The organism is Persicimonas caeni, from assembly GCF_006517175.1.
Classification (GTDB): Bacteria; Myxococcota_A; Bradymonadia; order Bradymonadales; family Bradymonadaceae; genus Persicimonas; species Persicimonas caeni.
This window is the reverse complement of sequence record NZ_CP041186.1, coordinates 2,587,746-2,607,499: the sequence shown is the minus strand read 5'-3', so window position 1 is coordinate 2,607,499 and position 19,754 is coordinate 2,587,746. Positions and strand designations below refer to the sequence as shown.

Sequence of the window (19,754 nt, the reverse complement as noted above, 5' to 3'; positions counted from 1 at the left end):
CATGTTGACCCTGGATGTCATGCGTAACGTCGAATTGTCGGCCGATCCGCTGACGATTCGATTCTTGGGTGGGATTGCGCGCACCAACTACCTGTTTCCACCCACGCGCACGAAGGTCGAGGTCGAGGGCGAAGACAACGTACCCTGGGACCGGTCGGTGATCTTTGCGATGAATCACACCGACCGGTTCAACTATATCCCCTTCTTCGTCTGGCTTCTGCGCAACGACAGGCCGTCGCTGTGCACCTGGGTCAAAGGCAAGTACTACCAGAACACGGTCGTGCGAAAGTTGTTGGTGTCCGCCAACCAGATCCCGGTGCCCTCGCGCGGCTACCTGATCACCGCCGACGCCGTCGAGTTCCTGGGGCGGCCGCCCTCGGAGGAGGCCTACCGGTTGATTCGCGGGGCGATCGACAGCGGCGAGACCGACCTGACGACACTTCGCGCCGAGGCCGTCGAGCGCGACGTCGACGCGGAGGTGACCGAGTTGTTCGAGACCCCGCGCGACATGCTCGGTTACGACTTCGACCCGCGCCGGGAGAATTACGTCGAAGCCCAGATCGAACTGTTCCGGTTGATGATCGACGAGTTCGTCGGGCTGAACGTCCAGGCGTTTCGCCTGGGCTGCAACGTGCTCGTTTTTCCGGAGGGGACTCGCTCTCCGCGACTGTCGAAGGGGCGCACCGGGCTGGCGCAGATGGCTCTTCGGTTGGGGGCCCCTGTGGTGCCTGTGGGCTGCAACGGCTCCGACGATGCCTACCCCGGGGCCAACCCGCTGTCGCGCGGCGGGGAGGTGCGCTATCGCATCGGCGAGGCGCTCATGCCCGATGCCGAGCTCGCCGAGTTTCAGATCGACGCGGCGTACCACCCCTTTACCCGCGAAGCCTCCGAGAAATACGTCGACAAATTCGAAGCGATGACCGAGTTGGTCATGGACCGCATCAACATATTGCTCGACCCCGAATATCAACGAAGTGAGGACGACGAGCGGCTGGTGCGTGGTACGCGTCGGTTCGTGTGAAGCTGCTCAGGTGCTCAGCTCAGTTGCTCAGTGAGGCTTCGGAGTCCTCGGCGAGCTCGAGCACGGCGTCGAGGCCGGTGGGGCTGAAGGGCTTGGCCAAGTAAGCGTCGAAGCCTTCGTCGAGAAGGCGCTGGCGGTCTCCGGGCAGGGCGTGACCGGTCATGGCGATGACCGGCGTCGAATGGTTCCTGTCTTGGTTTCGCAGCTCGTGCAATGCGTCCACACCGCTGATCCGCGGCAGGCTGATGTCCATCAAGATGGCCGCGTAATCATGGTTTGCCGCCTTCTTCAGGCCCTCTTCGGCGCTCTGGGCGGTGTGCACCGTGCGCGGCGCCAGCATCAATTCGAGCAACTCGCAGATGTCGACGTTGTCGTCGACCACCAACAGCGGTTTCTGATCGGAGGGCTCGGCGACGGGGGCCGACTGCGCGCCGATGTCTCCGGGCGGCGCTTCCTCTCGCTCGGCAGGTTGGACGGGCAAGTGGACGGTAAAGCGGCTCCCCTTGCCGGGCTGGCTCTCGACGTCGATCTCGCCATCCAACGCCTCGATGAGGCGCTTGGTGATGGTCAGTCCCAGGCCGCTACCTTCGTGAGTGCGCCCGTGGCCGGTCGACTGTTGCTTGAACGGCTCGAAAACTTGGTCGACGAAGGGCGCGGAGATGCCGATCCCGGTGTCCTCGACATCGAGGGTGACCGAGCTCGGCGTCTGGCGCACGCAGACCGTCACGCCTCCCGACTCGGTGAATTTGATGGCGTTGGCGACCAGATTGGTGACGATGCGGTGGATCAGCGTGGCGTCCAGACGGATGTGTTGGGGCTGGGGCTGGCCGTCGAGGCGTCGCACCGACAGTTCGAGTCCTTTGCTGTCCGCCAGCGGTTTGAGTTCGTCGACTATCTGCCGGACCTCGGCGAACAGGTCGATCGATTCGGCGTGCGGCTCGAGCATGCCACTCTCGAGTTGGGCGAAGGTCAGCACCGAGTCGAGCGTGCGCCCGAGCCGCTCGGTCGAGCGCACGATGCGCCCGATGGCCTCTTGGTGGGCTGTCTCCAGGTCGCGCGAGAGGACTTCGGCCTGCAGCAAAATGCTGGTCAGCGGGGTGCGGATCTCGTGGCTCATGTTGGCCAAAAGGCTCGACTTGAGCCGCTCCATCTCCTCGGCCTGCCGGCGCGCGGCGACCAGCTCGCGCTCGTAGCGTTGGCGGGCCTCTTCGGCGCGTTTGCGCTCCTCGATGTTGCGAAAGTAGATCGACAGGCCCCCGTCGAGTGGATAGGCGCTGATCTCGATCCAACGGCCGGTGACCACCGAGCGGGCTTCGAAGTTGACCCGGCGGTTCTCTTCGATGGCTTTCTTGAGATGAATCGACGCCTCGGAATTCTTGGCCGCCGGAAACACGTCGCCGACGCGCCGCCCCATCAGCTCGTCTCGGTCCATCGACCAATAGTCGGCGGCCTTTTCGTTGACGTAGATGATTTTACCATCGGGATCGACGGCCAAAAACGGGTCGCCGATACTCTCGATGAGCCGGCGAATCTTGCGCTCGGCGGCGACCGCCTCGGCGTGGGCGGCCTCCTTTCGGGCGAGTTGGAGCGCGGCCTCGTCGGCGCGCTTGCGCTCGGTCACATTGCGAGCCACCACCAGTACCCCGACCACGTCGCCTCGGGGCGAGCGCATCGGCCCGTAGGTGGTGCGAATCCACACCGGGCGGTCGAGCTGCGGCAAGACCCACTTGCGGTCGCCGGTCTCGACGGTTTCGCCGTCCAGGGCGCGCTCGACCAACTCTTGCCAGCTTTCGTGGCGCAGTTGGGGGAACACGTCGCTGGCCTTGCGTCCCATAATTTGATCGGCGGTCAGGCCTGTGGATTCAGTGAAGAAGCGGTTGACGAAGACGTAGCGCAGGTCGCGATCGTAGACCGCGACGCCCTCATTGATCCCCTCGATGATCGCTTCGAAAAAATGTCGCTGCTCTCCTTCGAGCATCTCTTTGATCGGCGAGTCGGGGATCAGCGACGTCGGTTGATCGTCCGTTGTGGCTTTGTCCTCGGGCATAAGCTCGGCTCAGGTATTATCGGCGCGGGACCTACATGATGTCGCCTGCGGTAGTATAGTCACAGAGCGTTAGATTTCTATTCTTTCTGCGGATAATGACGGTCAATAACGAGCATAAGCGAAGTCGCGGCTTTTTGTCGTGACCCATTTTCGAACGCTCCTTGGCACCGGTCACCTTTGGCTCCGGTTGCCCTAATACTATATCGGGGCGAGCGATGAATGAGCGTTCACTCTTGCCCTTCCGCGGCAGGTTTCCTACCTTTACGAGGTCATGTTAGTGACCACTTACACATTACAATAGGGAGCCAGACTATGACAGACGCTTATATTCTCGGCGCGAAGAGGACCGCGATCGGCAAGCGCGGTGGTGCCCTCAGCGCCACGCGACCCGACGATATGGCTGGCGCGCTGCTCAAAGGACTCGCCGACGAGCTCGATCTCGACGGGGCGCATGTCGAAGACGTGATCATGGGATGCGTCACCCAGGTCGACGAGCAGGGGATCAACATCGGCCGGGTCGCCTCGTTGATCGCAGGCTTTCCGGTGACCGCCTGCGGCACCACCGTCAACCGCATGTGCGGCTCGAGCCTGCAGGCGGTCAACTTTGCCGCCCAGGGCGTCATGAGCGGGATGCACGACCTGACGATCGGCGCGGGCGTCGAGTCGATGAGCCGGGTGCCGATGGGCTCGGACATGGGCGCGTTGAGCGAGCTGTTGACCGACAAGTACGACATCATCCAGCAGGGCGTGAGCGCCGAGCTCATCGCCGAGAAGTGGGGGCTGAGCAAAGAGGATCTTCACAAGCTGGCTCTCGAGTCGCACCGGCGCGCGATTCACGCGATCGACGAGGGGCGCTTCGAGCGTGAGGTCTTGCCCCTCGACCTCACCACGCCCGACGGCGAGCAGGTATGCTTCGACACTGACGAGGGGCCGCGCCGCGGCACCACGCTCGAGAAGATGGCCGGGCTGAAGACGCCGTTCAAAGACGACGGGGTGGTCACCGCGGCTGCCGCCAGCCAGATTTCGGACGGAGCCGCCGCCGTGGTCATCGGCACCAAAGAGAAGGCCGAAGAGCTCGGCCTGAGCCCGCGGGCGCGCTTCAAGGCGATGGCCGTGGCCGGCGTCGACCCGACGATCATGCTCACCGGTCCCATTCCGGCGACGAAGAAGGTGCTCGAGAAGGCCGAGCTGACGCTCGACGATATCGGGGTCTTCGAGGTCAACGAGGCGTTCGCCCCGGTGGTGTTGGCCTGGGCCCACGAGATGAGCGACGAGCCCCAGGAGTTGCTCGAGCGCACCAACGTCAACGGCGGCGCGATGGCGCTGGGCCACCCGCTGGGGTGCTCGGGCGCGCGTCTTCTGGTGACGCTTCTGCACGAGATGGAGCGCCAAGACGTCCGTTACGGGTTGGCGACGCTTTGCATCGGATTTGGACAGGCTGTGGCAACGATTATCGAGCGGGAGATGTGAGAATGGGACTTTTGGATGGAAAGGTGGTGGCGATCACGGGTGCCGGCGGCGGCTTGGGCCGGGCGCATGCGCTCTTGATGGCCCAAGAGGGCGCCAAGATCGTGGTCAACGACCTCGGCGGCGCGGTCGACGGAGAGGGCGAGAGCTCGAAATTTGCCGACAAGGTGGTCGCCGAGATCAAAGAGGCGGGCGGCGAGGCGGTGGCCAACTATGCGTCGGTCGCCGACGCCGCCGGGGCCCAGTCGATCATCGACGACGCCGTCGAGGCGTTCGGTCGGATCGACATCGTGGTCAACAATGCCGGGATCTTGCGCGACAAGACGCTGGTCAAGATGACCGAGGAGATGTGGGACGCGGTGATCGCGGTTCACCTCAAAGGGACGTATCTGGTCACCCAAGCGGCTGTGCGCCAGATGATGAAGCAGGAGTCTGGTGGGCGCATCATCAACACGAGCTCGTTGGCCGGCCTGCTCGGCAACTTCGGCCAGACGAACTACGCCGCGGCCAAAGCCGGCATCGCCGGGATCACGCGCACGGTGGCGATGGAGGGCCAGCGCTTCGGCATCACGGTCAACGCGATCGCGCCGGTGGCCAAGACGCGCATGACCGAGGACATCGACGCGGTGCCCGAGCAGATGGAGCCCGCGGACATCGCGCCGCTGGTCGCCTGGCTTGCCAGCGATGAGGCGGCAGACGTGACCGGGCGCATCTTCGGGGCGCACGGGTCGCACTATTTCGAGTACAAGATGCAGCGCACCCCGGGCATCGATCTTGCCAGCCTCGATTCAGGCGAAGAGCGTTGGACGCCGGCGAAGGTCGGCGAGCGCATCGACGAGATCGGCGCGCTGCCGCAGGCGGGCGGCGAAGCCGACTCGGAAGCAGCCGCGCAGGTACGCGCGCTGTTCGAAGCGCTGCCGCAGACGCTTCGCGCCGACAAAGCGGGTAGCTGGAAGGCGACGATCCAGTTCGAGGTAGAGGGCACCGGCACCTACACCATCGACGTGGCTGACGGGCAGGCGAGCTTTCAGGGCGGTCCCAGCGACGATCGCGACGGCAAGGTCACCTTCGACAGCGCCGACACGCTGCTGGCTCTGGCCAGCGGTAAGCTCAAGCCCGAGCAGGCGTTTATGGGCGGCAAGATCGGCTCGGACAACATGGATATTCTCATGAAGTTCGGCAAGCTGTTCGACCTGGCCAAGGCCGCCAGCGCCTTGGGTGGCCCGGCCGAGGAGGCCGACGCCGACGAGGCGCCCGAGGGGCTCAACCGCGACATGTTGGGCACCAAGTTCAAGGGCGCAGCGCGCTTTGTGAAGGCGCCCGAGATGGTCGCCTACGCCGAGGCGACCGAAGATCCGAACCCTCATTACGTCGACGTCGAGCGCGAAGGCGGCATCGTCGCTCCACCGCTCTTCAGCCAGAAGCTCTTCCACGAGGTCATGGGCGAGGCGATCACCGACGAGGCGCTCAACGCCGATTTGCTCCGTTTGGTCCACGGCGAGCAGGACATGCGCTTTCACCGGCCGCTCGAGCCGTGGGATCTGGTGGCCGCGCGCGCCGAGATCGCCGAGATCGAGGACAAGTCGAGTGGTCAACTCCTCACGATTCGCCAGTGGCTGGTCTGCGAAGGCGAGCTTGTAGCCGAGTCGACCAGCGGCCTGTTCATCCGCGGCTCGGGAAGCGGGGGCGGCGGCAAGAAGAAAAAGAAGGCGCCGGCCGACGAGATCGCGCCCGAGGATCGCGAGATCGTGGTCGAGGATTCCCAGTTTGTCGCCGTCGATCAACCGCTTCGCTACGCTGAGGCCTCCGGCGATCACAACCCGATCCACACAGATCCGAAGGTCGCCGAGTCGGCCGGGCTGCCCAGCGTGATCTTGCACGGCATGTGCACGATGGCCTTTGCCCAAAAGGCGATCGTCAACGGGGTGTGCGACGGCGATCCCCGGCGTCTCAAGCGGCTGCGCGTGCGCTTCTCCAAGCCGGTACTCCCCGAGCAGACGGTGACTACGCGGGTGTGGAAATTGGACTCGGAGCAAGGCGTGACCACTCTCGGGTTCGAGGCAGTCAACGACGATGGCCAGACGGTATTGAGCCGCGGATTGGCCGAAGTCGTCGAAAGTGCATAGCTTTCCAGTGAGGCAGTTGGCGGCAGTTGGCAGCGGCGGTCGGCGAATGAAATAAAACTTTTGTCGACCGTTGTTGAGCCATAAGAGCCGATTTTCTATACTGTTGGGTAGACTAGGACCCACACAGCGAGGACCCAGCCATGGCGATCACTCCACGCACCATCTTCACCAGCCCCGCCTCGGCGACGGTAGCGACGGTTTCGTTGCTCGCGTTTTCGGCGGTGGGCACGCTGGCCTACAAGGTAGCCCAGCAAAACACCCCCGACGCCCCGCAGGTTTACGAATACCACGCGACCGAGTCGTGTAGCGGTATTCGTGAAGTGCTCGGTCAGAATAAGACCGGGTGGTCGGAGACCGACTGGCTCGTCTACGCGAGTTGCTTCGAGCAGAAGAACAACTCGCGCATGGCGATGACCGTGGCGTCGCAGGGACTGCATTATTATCCGGCGAGTGAGCCGCTATACAACCTGAAAGGCTACCACCAGATCGTGCTCGGCGAGCACGAGCAGGCCGTCGACACCCTCGAGAAGGGCCTGCGTAGTGTGGGCAACCCGTCCAACGGCGTCATGGAGAACAACCTGGCGTGGGCCGGCCTGTGGGTGCCTCGTGAGATGGACCGCAACCGGGCGCGTGTGCTCTACAAGCGCGCATTGCGTCGCAACGCGTCCTCCTGCGAGACGCTGCACACCGGGCTGTGGGTCGAGTACGCCATCGCTCGTGAGGCGCGCGGCATCGAAAAGGGCCACGCCCTGCAGAACTTCCACGATCTGCGCCGGCGCTACGATCGCTGCCAGAACCGCATCGAGAGCGGCGAGTGGAAGACGCTCGTCGAGGTGGTCGGCGCCACGGTCCTCTTCCAAGACGTCGATGAGAACCTGAGCGTGACCGACTCCGATGAGCGAGACGGCACCGACGAGCTGCACCGCGTCACCCAGGAGCTCCGTGAGAATTATCGCGGTGTCTCCATCGACGCGCTGTGCCGCGAGGCGATGCCGCTGGCGAGCACCCACCACCTGTGCAAGGACGCAGTGGGCGAGGCGGTCAACGAACTTCGCACCGAGGAGTTCGAGGTCGAGAAGGTTCGCACTCCGAAACGCGAAGGCGTCATGCAAATGCGCAGCGCTGGCGGCGGAGGCGGAGGCTGCGTACGCACAAACTGAGCATCGAGCACCAGCTCGACGATGAATCGAGGAGCGACGGTTTGGCCGTCGCTCCTTTTTTGTGTGCGCTATATCGTGTAATTCTTATCCCGTTCAGCTCGTATTGATGGCCGGCGATGGCCGGTGGAGTTGTTTGGGATGACCACCCGACCTCAAGCCAAAAAGAAGCGCCACGGCACCCAGCCGCTCGACGCGCCCCAGTCGTTGGTCGGGCGTGTGCTCGATGGGCGCTATCGGCTCGTCGAGGTGCTCTCGCGCGGCGGGATGGGCATTGTGTTCGAGGCGGTGCAGCTGAGCGTCAACCGCAAGATCGCCGTCAAGATCTTGCGTCCGACGTTGTCCAACGAGACCGACTTGGTCCAACGATTCTCCCAAGAGATCGAGGTCGTCGCCTCGCTGCGCCATCCCCATGTCGTCTCGTTGATCGACGCCGGCCGAGACGCCGGCGGGCTGACCTACCTGGCCATGGAGTACGTCGAGGGGCAAACCTTCCGCCAGGCGCTCAAGACCGGGGAGTTGAGCTTGCCCGAGATCTTGGATGTGCTCATCCAGACTTGTGACGCGCTCATGGAGGCGCACGACGCCGGTATCATCCACCGCGATCTCAAGTTCGACAATATCATGCTGTCGCGCCACAAAGACGAGCGGCTGCATATCAAGATCTTGGACTTCGGGGTCGCCAAGTTGCTTTCGCGAGACCTCAATCTGACCCGAAGCGGCCAGGTTCCCGGCACCCCCGGCATCATCGCGCCCGAGCTGATCGACGAGCGCCCACCCACGCCGCGAAGCGATCTCTACAGCTTGGGCGTGCTCCTCTACACAGCGTTGTGCGGCGAGGCCCCTTTTACCGCCGACAACGATTTGGAGTTGATGCGCGCCCACAAGTTCGAAGAGGTGCCTCGCCTCGAAGAGCGGATCAATGTGCCAGTGCCGCCCGAGCTGCTCGACCTGACGTACACGCTGCTCGAGAAGCTCCCGCAACATCGACCCGAGAGCGCCCAGCAGGTGCGCGACCGGTTGGAAGTGATCTCGCGTCGGCTGCGCCAAAATGGACGCACCGATGTGTATGAGCCCACGGCCGAGGGCTACGAGCTTCGAGACGGCGACTGGCCCGATTCAAAACCCTATTTCGATCGGGAGTTCGACCTGGAGACGGGCGAGTGGGAGTATCGCAAGAAGAAGCGCGAGGACATGGGGCTCTTCGAGCGGTTTGCGCGCGCTTTCTTCGGCGACGAGCCGGTCGTGGCGCCCACGACGGTGGTGGTTGGCTTGGCCTTGTTGCTCTTTATCCTGTTGCTCGCGCTTCTGTATATGGTGGCGCCGGGATTGATCGAGCCGTTTTTCCAGAAGCAATAGTGGAAGCCCTGCCGGCCCCCGATCACTCGATACCAAACCGCGACAAGATGCGGCGCGGCCGGTTGACCAGATCGCGTACCTGGGCAACTTGGCGCGACAGACCTTTGCCCAAGATCCAGTCGCGCAGGTGCTCGGGTGAGTCGTCGGTACGCACGGTGCGGTATTGGAGCGTTTGGACGGGATCGGCGCCATTTGTGGGGCGCTCGGTGAGCTCGGTAACCGACCTTCCGGGGCTAAGCACCAGCTTGTAGCCGGCGCGTCGAGCTTCCTCGAGGACGAGGCCGTCGACGGCCGTGCCGAGCGTCGAGGGCGCCGGCATGAGAATGCGCACGCCATAACCGGCCATCTCCGATAGCTCGTGGCGGCTCCGTTCGAGCTCGGCGCGAAGCGATTGAAGCGACATGCCGACCAGGGGGGTTCCGCTGACGCCGCGGCTGGCGAGTACCATGCCGTGACCGGTCAACAACGGGGCGTCTTTGGCGTCCGGATAGCCCGTTGTGCCTATATCGGCGAGCGAGCAGCCGACGATCGATGTGTAGGTCGCCGCCGCCAGCGAGCCGGCCCAGTCGGCCAGCGCCTGCAGGCGACAGTCGGCGAGCACGAAGAGCGCCGACGGGGCGTCGTCGAACGACAATTTTCCGCGCATCAGAGAGGTCACCGCCGGCGCGTGGACGTCAGCGTCGGCAAGTGCTTCGACCAGGCTGGCCAACGCGTCGACGCCCATGCCATCTCGCGCACGCCGAGGAGGGGGCGAGTACAGCCGGTCGATATACGCGGTTGGCAACTGGGGCATGAGCTTGGAGAGCTGGTGACGGTTCAGAGAATGGGCGCGGGTCAGAAAACGAACGGTGGAAAGCTAAGGACGGTTGTTGACATTGCCAAGTCCACCTAGGTGTTCAATATTGCAACAACGTCGTTTTGCAAACTGCCGATCCGGCGCCCGGATGTCGGCTGCTCATAAAGTGAACAAGGAGAGCTCGCGTGGAATTGACTCGCTATGAACTGGATAACGGAATGAAGGTGCTGTTGCACCGTGCGGCGGCCGCGCCGGTCGTCGCCTGCAACGTGTGGGTTGGCGTGGGTAGTGCCGACGAGGAGCCCGAAGAGGCGGGCCTGGCCCACGTGCACGAGCACATGCTCTTCAAAGGCACCGACAACCGCCAGGTCGGCGAGCTGGCCCGTGAGGTGGAGGCCGCCGGCGGCCACATCAACGCGTTCACCTCCTTCGATCAGACCTGCTATTACGTGGTCATGAGCAGCCGGTACTTCGAGACCGGCCTCGATATTCTGGCCGACGCCATCCAGAACTCCTCGTTCGACGCCGACGAGCTGGAGCGCGAACTGGAGGTCATCCAAGAGGAGATCAAGCGCGGCAAAGACAACCCGTCGCGCGAAGCGAGCCTCAAGCTGTTCGAGACGGCCTACGCCGAGCACCCGTATCGGCTGCCGGTCATCGGCACCAGCGAGTCGGTCGACTCGTTTGGGCGCGACGACGTGCTCGACTTCTTCCACAAGCACTACGTGCCCGAGAATATGGCGCTGGTGCTTGTGGGGGACTTCGAGATCGACGAGGCCAAAGATCTCGTCGAGAAGTACTTCGGCGGGTTCGAAAACGGCGGGTACACCCCGCGTGAGCGGGCTCCCGAGCCCAAGCAGACCGAGTTTCGCGGATGGGCGGCCGGCGACGACATCAATCAGGCGCATCTTCGCGTCGGGTTTCATATCCCGCACGCGACCCACGACGATATCCCCGCGCTCGATCTTTTGGGGGCGATCTTGGGTTACGGAGACTCCTCGCACCTGTTCCAGACGATCCAGCGCGAGCAGCAGCTGGTCAATTCGATCTACTCGGGAGCGTACACCCCCAAAGATGCCGGTCTGTTCATGGTCTCGGCGCAGTACCAGCTGCCCGAGGAGGGACGATCGGACACCGACGTGCTGGGCGCGATCATGAAGGAAGTCTTCCGCTTCCGTGATGTACGCCCGAGCCTGGTCGACCTGGAGCGGGCGCGAACGATCATCGAAAGCCAGGAAATCTACGGCAAGCAGACCGTCCAAGGCCTGGCGATGAAGGTCGGGCGCTACCAGATGGTCACCGGCGACCCCCAGTACGAGCAGGTCTATTACGAGGCGCTCGCCCAGGTCACCCCCGAAGATATTCGGCGCGTGGCCCGCGAGTATCTGACGCCGGACAATTGCACGGTGGTGTTGAGTCATCCGGAGATGCACGGCGAAGTGACCGTCGATGAACTCGAAGAGACGACCCGCAAGGCGCGTGAAGCCTCCGAAAGCGAGCACGTCAAAGAGCGCGTCGAGCTCGACGAAGAGGGCTTTGCGCGTGTGAAGCTTCCGGGGGGCCCGACGCTGGTCATCCAGGAAGATCACAGCGTCGAGACTTTCTCGGCGCGCGCGTTGTGCCTGGGCGGGCTTCGCTACGAAAACGTCGACAACAACGGCATCAACAGCCTGCTGAGTGAGCTCGTCGACAAGGGGACGCTCAACTGGAGCGCCGAGGAGATCGCCCACCGCGTCGAGTCGATGGCCGGGTCGCTCAAAGGCTTGGCCGGCCGCAACTCCTTTGGCCTGTCGATGTCGGGGTTGAGCCAATTCTTCGAGCGGAGCTTCGAGCTGTTCGCCGGCTGTCTGCTCGAGTCGACGATCCCCGATGACGAGTTCGAGCGCGAAAAGCGCCTGCAGCTCGAGTATATCCGCAGCCGACGCGACAAGCTCGGCGCGGTCAACTACGAGCAGTTTTGCGCGGGCTTCTTTGCTCCGCACCCCTACAGCATGCCGTCGGACGGCTCTGAAGCGTCGATCGAGGCGCTGTCGGCCGACGACGTGCGCGCCTACTACAAGAGCCTGATCAATCCGCAGGACATGGTGCTGGTTGTGGTGGGCGACATCGACAGCGAACTCGTCGAGCAACTCGCCGAGCGCTACTTCAGCGGCCACGACACCGGCGAGTCACTCGCGCCCGAGATCCCGGAGCCCGGCGAGTTGAACAAGGCGCAACTGGTGGTGAGCGACCTCGAAAAGGAGCAGGCGCATATCATCTGCGGCTTCCAGACCCCGTCGCTCGACCACGACGACAAATACCCCTTGGAAGTGCTCTACGCGATCTTGTCGGGGCAGGGCGGCCGGCTGTTCTACGAGCTTCGCGACAAGCAAAGCCTCGCCTACAGCGTCGGGGCGCGCATGGTCTTCGGGCTGGATACGAGCGCCTTCGTCATCACGATCGGCACCAGCCCCGAGAAGATCGAGCAGGCCGTCGAGGGCATCGTGCGTGAGGTTCGAAAGCTTCACGACGGCACGATCACCGAAGACGAAGTCGCCCGCGCCAAGCGTTACCTGGCCGGCAGCCACGACATCGGCCTGCAGAAGAACTCGGCGCGTTCGCTCAGCGTCGGTTTGGATGAGTTGTACGGGCTGGGCTACAAGCGCTCGCTCGACTACGGCGAGCGCATCGAGGCGATCGAGGTCGCCGACGTCGAGCGTGTGGTCGACGCGTACCTCGACCCGGAGCGCATGCTCGTGTCGATCGTCAAACCGGAGGCGTGTGAGGTGCCCGACGACCTGTTGACGCGGGTCTTGGAAGAATAACGCTCCCAAGGACAACGCCACAAAAAAACGACCCTCAAATTGTCGTCTGTTTGCTCAAATAGCGTTCAACAACCGAGGCGCCACAAAAACGACCCTCAAATCGTAGTTTGTTCGCTCAAATAGCGTTCTATTTGGGCAGACAAACTACAATTTGGGGGTCGTTCTATTAAGCCATGTTGGTTTTCTAGAAGACTTCTTCCAGGCGCTCGAGCAGGCACTCGGTCTGCTCGACGGTGCCCACGCTCATGCGCAAGCAGCCCTCGAGGCCGGGGTAGCTCGAGCGGTCGCGCACGTAGACGCCGCGCTGCTCGAGTTGGCCGAGCGTGTCGGAGATCTGTGGGACGCGCACGACCACGAAGTTGGCCGGGGTGATGTAGGCCTCGGCATTCTTGGAGGCGAAGAAGTCGCGCAGCAACTCCTTGGACTCTTCGACTTCGGCCAGAAAGTCATTGAGGTAGTCGAGATCGTTCAGTGCGGCGATGGCGCCGACTTGGCCCAGCGCGTTGACGCTCTTGGGGTTGTAGATACGGCTCAGGCCCTCGACGAGGTCGGGGTCGGCGGCCAAATAACCCACGCGAAGGCCGGCCAGGCCGAATGCCTTCGAGAAGGTGCGCGTGACGATCAGGTTCGGGTACTCGCGCACCAACTCGATGCCGGTGGTCTGGGCGAACTCGAAGTAGGCCTCGTCGAGGATGACCAGCGTGCGCGGGTAGGCGCGGCACAGCCCCTCGACGTCCTCGGGATCGAGCACCTTGCCGGTGGGGTTGTTCGGGCTGACCAGGTACAGGATGCGCGTGTCGGGCGACATCGCCTCGTAAATGCCCTCGAGGTTCTTGTCGAACGGGGAGTCGCCCTGGACCTTGGTGATCTTGGCGCCGCGGCTCTGCGCGAACACCACGAAGTGGTTGTAGGTCGGCACCGGAGCGACGACCTCGTCGCCTTCGGACAAAAACGTGTTGCAGATGAGCTGCAGCGCGTCGTCGCTGCCGTTGGATGCCATCAGGTGCTCCGAGGAGAGGCCGGTGTAGCCTTCCAGAGCGCCCAAAAGGTCCTTGCTGCCCAGTTGGGGATACCAGTTCAGATCTCGGTTGCCGCTCAGGTAGGCCTGGATGGCCTCGTTGACGCGGGGACTCGGGGCGATGGTCGCCTCGTTCCAGTCGAGTTTGAAGGTCGTCTCACCGTCAGGGCGCGCCTCGATGGCAGACTGGCTGGTAACGGCTTCGTAAGGGGTGAGCGCGCGGACGGCCGGGGCGACGTCGATCGCCTGCCGGTTGACCACTTCGCGTAGCTCCAAGGAGCGCTCCTCGGAGCGATTCATGAAGTCCGGGCGAAGCCTGTAGTTCAAATTCGACATAACTTCCTCAGTACAATCTGGCCGAATCTTCTCAGCCGCCGTCACAGGGGCGGCACACAGCCATTACTTCGCAGATTCGGTGCAGCGCAAGGGTTCCCGCAAGTTGGTCGATGGAGCTCCACACCGCGCGCTACAGCACAAAAGGTGCGGACAATCGCATAGCGAACCTACTGCGTCAAGATGGTCAATACGCGTCAGGGGCCACTGTAACGGACTCTGACGCCGGCGCAACTTTTCGAGGCCACCACGGGCGGCCCGGCCAGGCGCGTGCCGGTGAGGTGGAAAGTGCAAGATTGACGCCATCACCGACCGATCGGTCGAAATGCCTCCAAACGGTTGACGAAATGCAGTTTTTGTTTAGGGCGCGCCTATCGGTGACTGCTTGCGGCTGGATAGTGTCTGCTCCGGTTGGAGTATGGGTGCTCCACCTGTGTGGAGTGGGCTTAGGGCATCCGAGGCGTGGTTGAGGGGCGGCTTTCGAGAAGTTCATTACGAATTGAATATTTCATGATGTAGTCTGTCCAAGTGGGTGAATCGCGAACTTTTGCATGGAGAAGAGCCATGACCGCGCGCATCTCGAAAATATTGGCCTTTGTGTTGGCGCTGACGATCGCACTTCCTGTGGTCCTCTCCTCGATGGAGCAGCGCGCGGAGGCGAACCCCTTTGCCAAGAAGAACCGGAGCCGTTCGGACGACAAGAGCAAGCGTCGGGACAAAGCCGACGACGACGATGACGACGATGACAAAAAGCGTCGCCGCCGCTCGCGCACCCGCCGCCCCCGTGGGTCGAGCAAGGCGAAGACGCCGCGGCGCAGCGAGACCACGTCGCGGCCGACCGCCAAGACCCCGCGCCGGCGCGGAACGAGCCGCACGAAGACGCCGCGGCGCCAGGAGCGTGGCAACGTCAACGGCAGCCAGCGCAACTCGAACGTCGACATCGGCCGAAACGACGTCGACCTGAACTCGAGCGCGCGCCGCGAGCGGGAGCGCAAGAGTCGCCCCGACAAGACGCCGCGGCGCAGCCCGCGCGTGGACAAGCGGCGCAACGAGCGCAACGACCGCGCGAAACCCGACAAGACGCCGCGGCGCAGCCCGCGTGCCAACGACGACCACGAGCGGGCGCGACGCGACAAGACGCCGCGGCGCAACCCGACGACCAACCCGCGTCGGCCGAAGACGCGCGACGACGTCTACCGGCGAAACCCGGTCGACCCGCGCGGCAACGGGCGCAAAGAGCGCGCCAAGAAGCAGCCGCGTCGCGGCCACGACAACCACGACGAGAGCAACAAGCGCGGTCGTGGCCACCACAAGCAGCCTGGCCACCCCAACAACGGGCGCGCCGACCGCGACAAGACCAAGAACCCGCGCAACAACCGCCCCGACAAGACGCGTCGGCGTGGGCGAGACTTCGACAAGGATCGCCAAAAAGAGTGGGAGAAGGAGCGCCGCCGCGCCGAGCGCGAGCGTGCCAAGGAGCGTCGTGAGCGAGAGCGTGAGCGCGACAAGGCCCGCCGCGAGCGTGAGAAGGAGCGCCGCCGCGCCGAGCGTGAGCGCGACAAGGACCGTCGCGAACGTGCCCGCGAGCGGGAGAAAGATCGCCGTGAGCGTGCCCGCGACCGAGACCGACGCGACCGTCGCCGCGGCCACCCGAACCGCGACCGCGGTCACAGCCACGACCGTGGTGGCGACACCTACGTGGACCACGACGAGCACAACACCTACAACGATCACTACCACGACCACGGCAACGGTAATTACCGCGACGACGACTACTACGATGACGACTACTACGACGACGATTACTACGAAGAGCGTCGTACCAGCCGGCGTCGCCGAAGCGCCGGAGGCACGGCCTCGGGTGCGGTGCGTGATCGCTCCGAGGCTCGCGACCCGGCGCCGGTGGCCGACCCGTACCTGACCCTGGGTGTGGGCCTGAGCGGTCTGGACGCCGCCACGCTCGACGGCGGGACGATGTCGGGCACCGACTTCAACCTGGGTCTGGGTGCCAAGGGCCAGCTCTTCTCGGCCGAGATGGGCGTGCACGCCGGTGGCTACGAGCCGGCCAACCCGGACCGCGACGTCAGCCTGTTCGGTGTCAGTGGTGATGTGCGCCTGCAGCCGCGCATCGGTGCCTTCTCGCCCTACGGCCTGGTCGGCGTGGGTGTGCACGGTCTGTCGGACAGCGAAGCCGACATGGCTTCGGTGGGCGCCTCGCTTCGCCTGGGCTTGGGTGTCGATGCGCGTGTCGACGACATCGGGCTGAGCGCGCGCTACCTGTACAGCGCCTACGGATTCGACGACACCGGCAACGGTCGCACCGTCGACGGTCAGTACGAAGCCGAGACTTCGCAGTTCGGTGTCAACCTGCTGATCTTCTTCTAGGCCCGAAGCTTCTCGGAGAGTGCCTCGAGCATCTGCCTGGCTTCGGCCGGCGAGCTCGGGGCCGAGCCCTCGACGCCCAAGCGCTCGAGGGCTTCTTCGATCACAGCGCCCACTCTTTCGAGGCGAGCCTCCATGTCGGACGGCTCGCCTCGTCTGCTCTGCAGTCCTTGGGCGGCCGCAAAGCGCGTCGCCTGTAACCCGACCACAAACTTGCGGGCCTTGCGGCCGAGTTCGGTTCCCGTCGCAGAAGCGATCGTCGGGAAGCACTCGGCGATCTGGTCGTCGAGCATCAGCGACTTTCGGTAGATGCGCTGCAGGTCGGCATCGAGTACGTCCTCGGCCAGCGTGGGCAGAAGGCGGCTGTCGGTTTCGTTCTCAATTGCACGTGCCCACTTGCCGAATAATGTGATAATCAGTAAGACGGCACCTACCATGATCAGCAAAATGGCCAAGATGGCGGCAATAAGTTGGGCCGTTGGTGCCGATAGACCACCAGCCTCGCCCAGATGTACGAGCAGATCGTTCATTATGCGGGGATAATCTTGACGCTTCCTAGGCCATTGCGTAACGTGTTTGGTCGATACCAACGCGTACCACAGTGCTTATCAACTAAGCTATTTTCAAAAGTTATACCCAGCTCATTCCTCGATTCTCGTGGTTGAGGAGAGGTTAAATTGAGTCAACAGCAAGCCGGCCAGTACGTCCTGAAATTCATCTCAGGCAAGTATCAGGGGGGAGAGTTCCCGCTCGAGCAAGGCTCGGAGATCCTGATCGGCCGATCGAGTGATCTCGATATGGTCCTTGTCGAGGACATGGTCTCTCGCAAACATGCGAGGATCAGCGCCAAGAATGGTGCCCTTGAGATCGAAGATTTCGGCAGCACCAACGGGACTTTCGTCAACGGTGAGAAGATCACCAAATCGCGCCTCAAAGAGGGCGATCGGGTTCTCATCGGTACAAATATCATCAAGCTCGTCCACCGTGAGCAGGTCGCCGAAGACGGCGGCTCTCCGGGCATGGGCGCGCCCAGCATGGAGCAACAGCGCCAGCAGGCAGGGCCGGCCACCCGCACCACCGGGGCCACCTTGACCGGATCGATCTCCGGGCTCATCGAGGAAGTGCCGCTACCCGACCTGCTGCAGCTCTTCTCGACCAGTCGCAAGTCGGGAGTGCTCGTCATTCGCACGGAGAACGACACCGCCAAGATCTACTTGCGCGAAGGTCGCATCTTCTACGCCACGATCAACGACGACCCGGACATTTCGCCCTACAAGGCGTTCTACCGGGTTCTGGCGTGGAAGACCGGCACGTTCTCGCTCGAGCAGCCCACCGACGAGACCTTCGACGAAGAGATCGACGAGTCGATCGAGAACTTGTTGATGGAGGGCATGCGCCAACTCGACGAGATCATGAACTTGGGTGACGACGTGCCCGAGCTGACCTCGGAGTTGGTGATCAACCGCCCGCTGGTGCCGCCGCTGCGCAGCCTGACGCCCGAGCTTCTGGACACCATCCAGCTCGTCTTCAACTACGGCTCGGTCTCCAAGGTGCTCAACAAGAGCCTGGCGAGCGACCTCGAGACGATGCAGGATATCGTGTACCTGATTCGCAACGACTACATGCACGTCGAATAAGGCAGCGAAAAAGTAAAAGAGCGAAGAAGTAAAAGAGCGAAGAAGCAAAAGAGCGAAGAAGCAAAAGAGCGAGAGAGCAACGAAGTGTGCTCTTGTCACCCAGCTCTTTTGCTTTTTTGCTTTTTGCTCCTTTCTCTTTTGCTCCTTTCTCTTTTGCTCCTTTGCTTTTTCGCTCTCTCGCTCTTTTGCTGAACCGGAGTCCCCATGACCTCGTCGCCGACGCCGACCCGCCCGCCCGTCGATGAGACGATTCGCGTCCCCCCGCACAACGAGGACGCCGAGCGAAGCATGCTCGGCGCGATCTTGTTGGACAACCGCGTGCTCGACGAGATGATGAGCCAGGTGGACGTCGAGGACTTCTACCGCGAGCAGCACCGCCACATTTACCGGGCGATGACCGATCTGCATCGGCGCGATGAGCCGGTCGACGTCATCACCCTGGCCGACCACCTGCAGGCCGACGATCGGCTCGAGGCCGCCGGCGGGGCGAGCTATCTGGCACGCCTGTCCAACGCGGTGCCTTCGGCGGCCAACGTGGGCCAATACGCCCAGATCGTGCGCCGAAAGTCGGCGCTTCGACGCTTTATCAGCACCGCCGACGCGCTCGTCAACGACGCCTACGGCGACGTGGCTGACGTCGAAGAGTTCATGGACGATGTCGAGCGCAAGCTGTTCGCCATCACCCAGGACGGCCAGAAGAAAGACTACGCCTCGATGCGCGAGGTCATCCAGCGCGCGTTCACCCAGATCGAGGCGCTCTACAACAAAAGTGAGCACATCACCGGTGTGCCCAGCGGATTCGTCGACCTCGACGATATCACCGCCGGCTGGCAGCGAAGCGACCTGATCATCGTCGCCGCCCGTCCTGCGATGGGTAAGACCTCGTTCACCCTGAACATGGCCACCCACTCGGCGGTCGAGCGCAACACCCCGGCGGCGTTCTTCAGCCTCGAGATGTCGAACGAGCAGCTGGCCATTCGTATGTTGTGCAGCCAGGCCCGCGTCGACCAGTCGAAGCTTCGTCGCGGCAATATGACCGAGCAAGAGTGGGCGCGGCTCATCAAAGCGGCCGGCGCTTTGAGCGAGGCGAAGATCTTTTTGGACGACACGCCCGCCCTGCCGATCATGGAGTTTCGCTCCAAGTGCCGCCGCCTCAAGGCCGAGCACGATATCGGCATCGTCTTCATCGATTACCTCCAGTTGATGAAGGGCTCGGGCGGCAACGGCAGCCGCGAACAAGAGATCTCCGAGATCTCGCGTAACCTCAAGGCGGTCGCCAAGGAACTCGACATCCCGGTCATCGCGCTCGCCCAGCTCAACCGTGGCGTCGAGCAGCGTGCCGACAAGCGGCCGATGATGAGTGACCTTCGTGAATCGGGCGCGATCGAGCAAGATGCAGACATCATCACGTTCATTTATCGCGATGAGGTCTACAATCCGGACACCGAGGAAAAGGGGGTTGCCGAGATCATCTTGGGCAAGCACCGCAACGGCTCGATCGGTACGGTCAAGCTGCGCTTCTTCGGGCCAATCACCCGCTTCGAGAACCTCGCGCCCGATATGGAGATGTAGATTTGAATAACCGGCGTCGTCTGTCGTCTCACACC

General features: G+C 63.1%; 13 protein-coding genes. 9 read left to right on the top strand and 4 right to left on the bottom strand.

Going from position 1 to position 19,754, the window contains the following annotated elements:
* Position 1: 1 nt before the first annotated feature.
* Positions 2-1,021 (top strand): lysophospholipid acyltransferase family protein, encoded by a 1,020-nt coding sequence (locus FIV42_RS30695; protein ID WP_222615425.1) that lies wholly within the window; start codon positions 2-4, stop codon positions 1,019-1,021.
* A 19-nt stretch (positions 1,022-1,040) separates the two neighbouring features.
* On the opposite strand, the gene FIV42_RS09635 is transcribed toward FIV42_RS30695, so the two are convergent.
* Positions 1,041-3,068, bottom strand: coding sequence for a PAS domain-containing hybrid sensor histidine kinase/response regulator (locus FIV42_RS09635; RefSeq protein WP_141197477.1), 2,028 nt, complete (start codon positions 3,066-3,068; stop codon positions 1,041-1,043).
* Positions 3,069-3,380: 312 nt separating this feature from the next.
* On the opposite strand from FIV42_RS09635, the gene FIV42_RS09630 reads away from it, so the two are divergent.
* From FIV42_RS09630 to FIV42_RS09615, 4 genes are all read left to right on the top strand, one after another.
* The gene (locus tag FIV42_RS09630) at positions 3,381-4,538 is read left to right on the top strand and encodes a thiolase family protein (protein WP_141197476.1); all 1,158 of its coding nucleotides are present in this window, start codon (positions 3,381-3,383) and stop codon (positions 4,536-4,538) included.
* Between the two features lie 2 nt (positions 4,539-4,540).
* Positions 4,541-6,661, top strand: a complete 2,121-nt coding sequence (locus tag FIV42_RS09625) for an SDR family NAD(P)-dependent oxidoreductase (protein ID WP_141197475.1) — start codon at positions 4,541-4,543, stop codon at positions 6,659-6,661.
* Between the two features lie 140 nt (positions 6,662-6,801).
* Complete coding sequence (locus tag FIV42_RS09620) at positions 6,802-7,821, top strand: tetratricopeptide repeat protein (RefSeq protein ID WP_141197474.1); 1,020 nt, start codon at positions 6,802-6,804, stop codon at positions 7,819-7,821.
* A 138-nt stretch (positions 7,822-7,959) separates the two neighbouring features.
* Complete coding sequence (locus FIV42_RS09615) at positions 7,960-9,177, top strand: serine/threonine-protein kinase (RefSeq protein ID WP_141197473.1); 1,218 nt, start codon at positions 7,960-7,962, stop codon at positions 9,175-9,177.
* A 22-nt stretch (positions 9,178-9,199) separates the two neighbouring features.
* On the opposite strand, the gene FIV42_RS09610 is transcribed toward FIV42_RS09615, so the two are convergent.
* A complete protein-coding gene (locus FIV42_RS09610; protein WP_141197472.1) occupies positions 9,200-9,970 on the bottom strand; it encodes a polysaccharide deacetylase family protein in 771 nt (256 codons plus the stop codon).
* A gap of 188 nt (positions 9,971-10,158) precedes the next feature.
* Here FIV42_RS09610 and FIV42_RS09605 point away from each other — a divergent pair, with 188 nt between their 5' ends.
* Positions 10,159-12,777 carry a M16 family metallopeptidase gene (locus FIV42_RS09605; protein ID WP_141197471.1) on the top strand — a complete coding sequence of 873 codons (2,619 nt, stop codon included), beginning with the start codon at positions 10,159-10,161 and terminating at the stop codon, positions 12,775-12,777.
* Positions 12,778-12,961: 184 nt separating this feature from the next.
* On the opposite strand, the gene hisC is transcribed toward FIV42_RS09605, so the two are convergent.
* Positions 12,962-14,131 (bottom strand): histidinol-phosphate transaminase, encoded by a 1,170-nt coding sequence (gene hisC, locus FIV42_RS09600; protein ID WP_141197470.1) that lies wholly within the window; start codon positions 14,129-14,131, stop codon positions 12,962-12,964.
* A 561-nt stretch (positions 14,132-14,692) separates the two neighbouring features.
* On the opposite strand from hisC, the gene FIV42_RS09595 reads away from it, so the two are divergent.
* Complete coding sequence (locus tag FIV42_RS09595; RefSeq protein WP_141197469.1) at positions 14,693-16,513, top strand: outer membrane beta-barrel protein; 1,821 nt, start codon at positions 14,693-14,695, stop codon at positions 16,511-16,513.
* On the opposite strand, the gene FIV42_RS09590 is transcribed toward FIV42_RS09595, so the two are convergent.
* The gene (locus FIV42_RS09590; RefSeq protein WP_141197468.1) at positions 16,510-17,040 is read right to left on the bottom strand and encodes a hypothetical protein; all 531 of its coding nucleotides are present in this window, start codon (positions 17,038-17,040) and stop codon (positions 16,510-16,512) included. The genes FIV42_RS09595 and FIV42_RS09590 overlap by 4 nt on opposite strands.
* 147 nt (positions 17,041-17,187) lie before the next feature.
* Here FIV42_RS09590 and FIV42_RS09585 point away from each other — a divergent pair, with 147 nt between their 5' ends.
* Together FIV42_RS09585 and dnaB are read left to right on the top strand one after the other, a co-directional pair.
* Positions 17,188-18,147: a DUF4388 domain-containing protein gene (locus FIV42_RS09585; protein WP_141197467.1), complete on the top strand. Its 960-nt coding sequence runs from the start codon at positions 17,188-17,190 to the stop codon at positions 18,145-18,147.
* A gap of 204 nt (positions 18,148-18,351) precedes the next feature.
* Entirely contained in the window at positions 18,352-19,719 is a 1,368-nt protein-coding gene (gene dnaB, locus FIV42_RS09580; protein ID WP_141197466.1) for a replicative DNA helicase, read from the top strand.
* Positions 19,720-19,754: the final 35 nt, after the last annotated feature.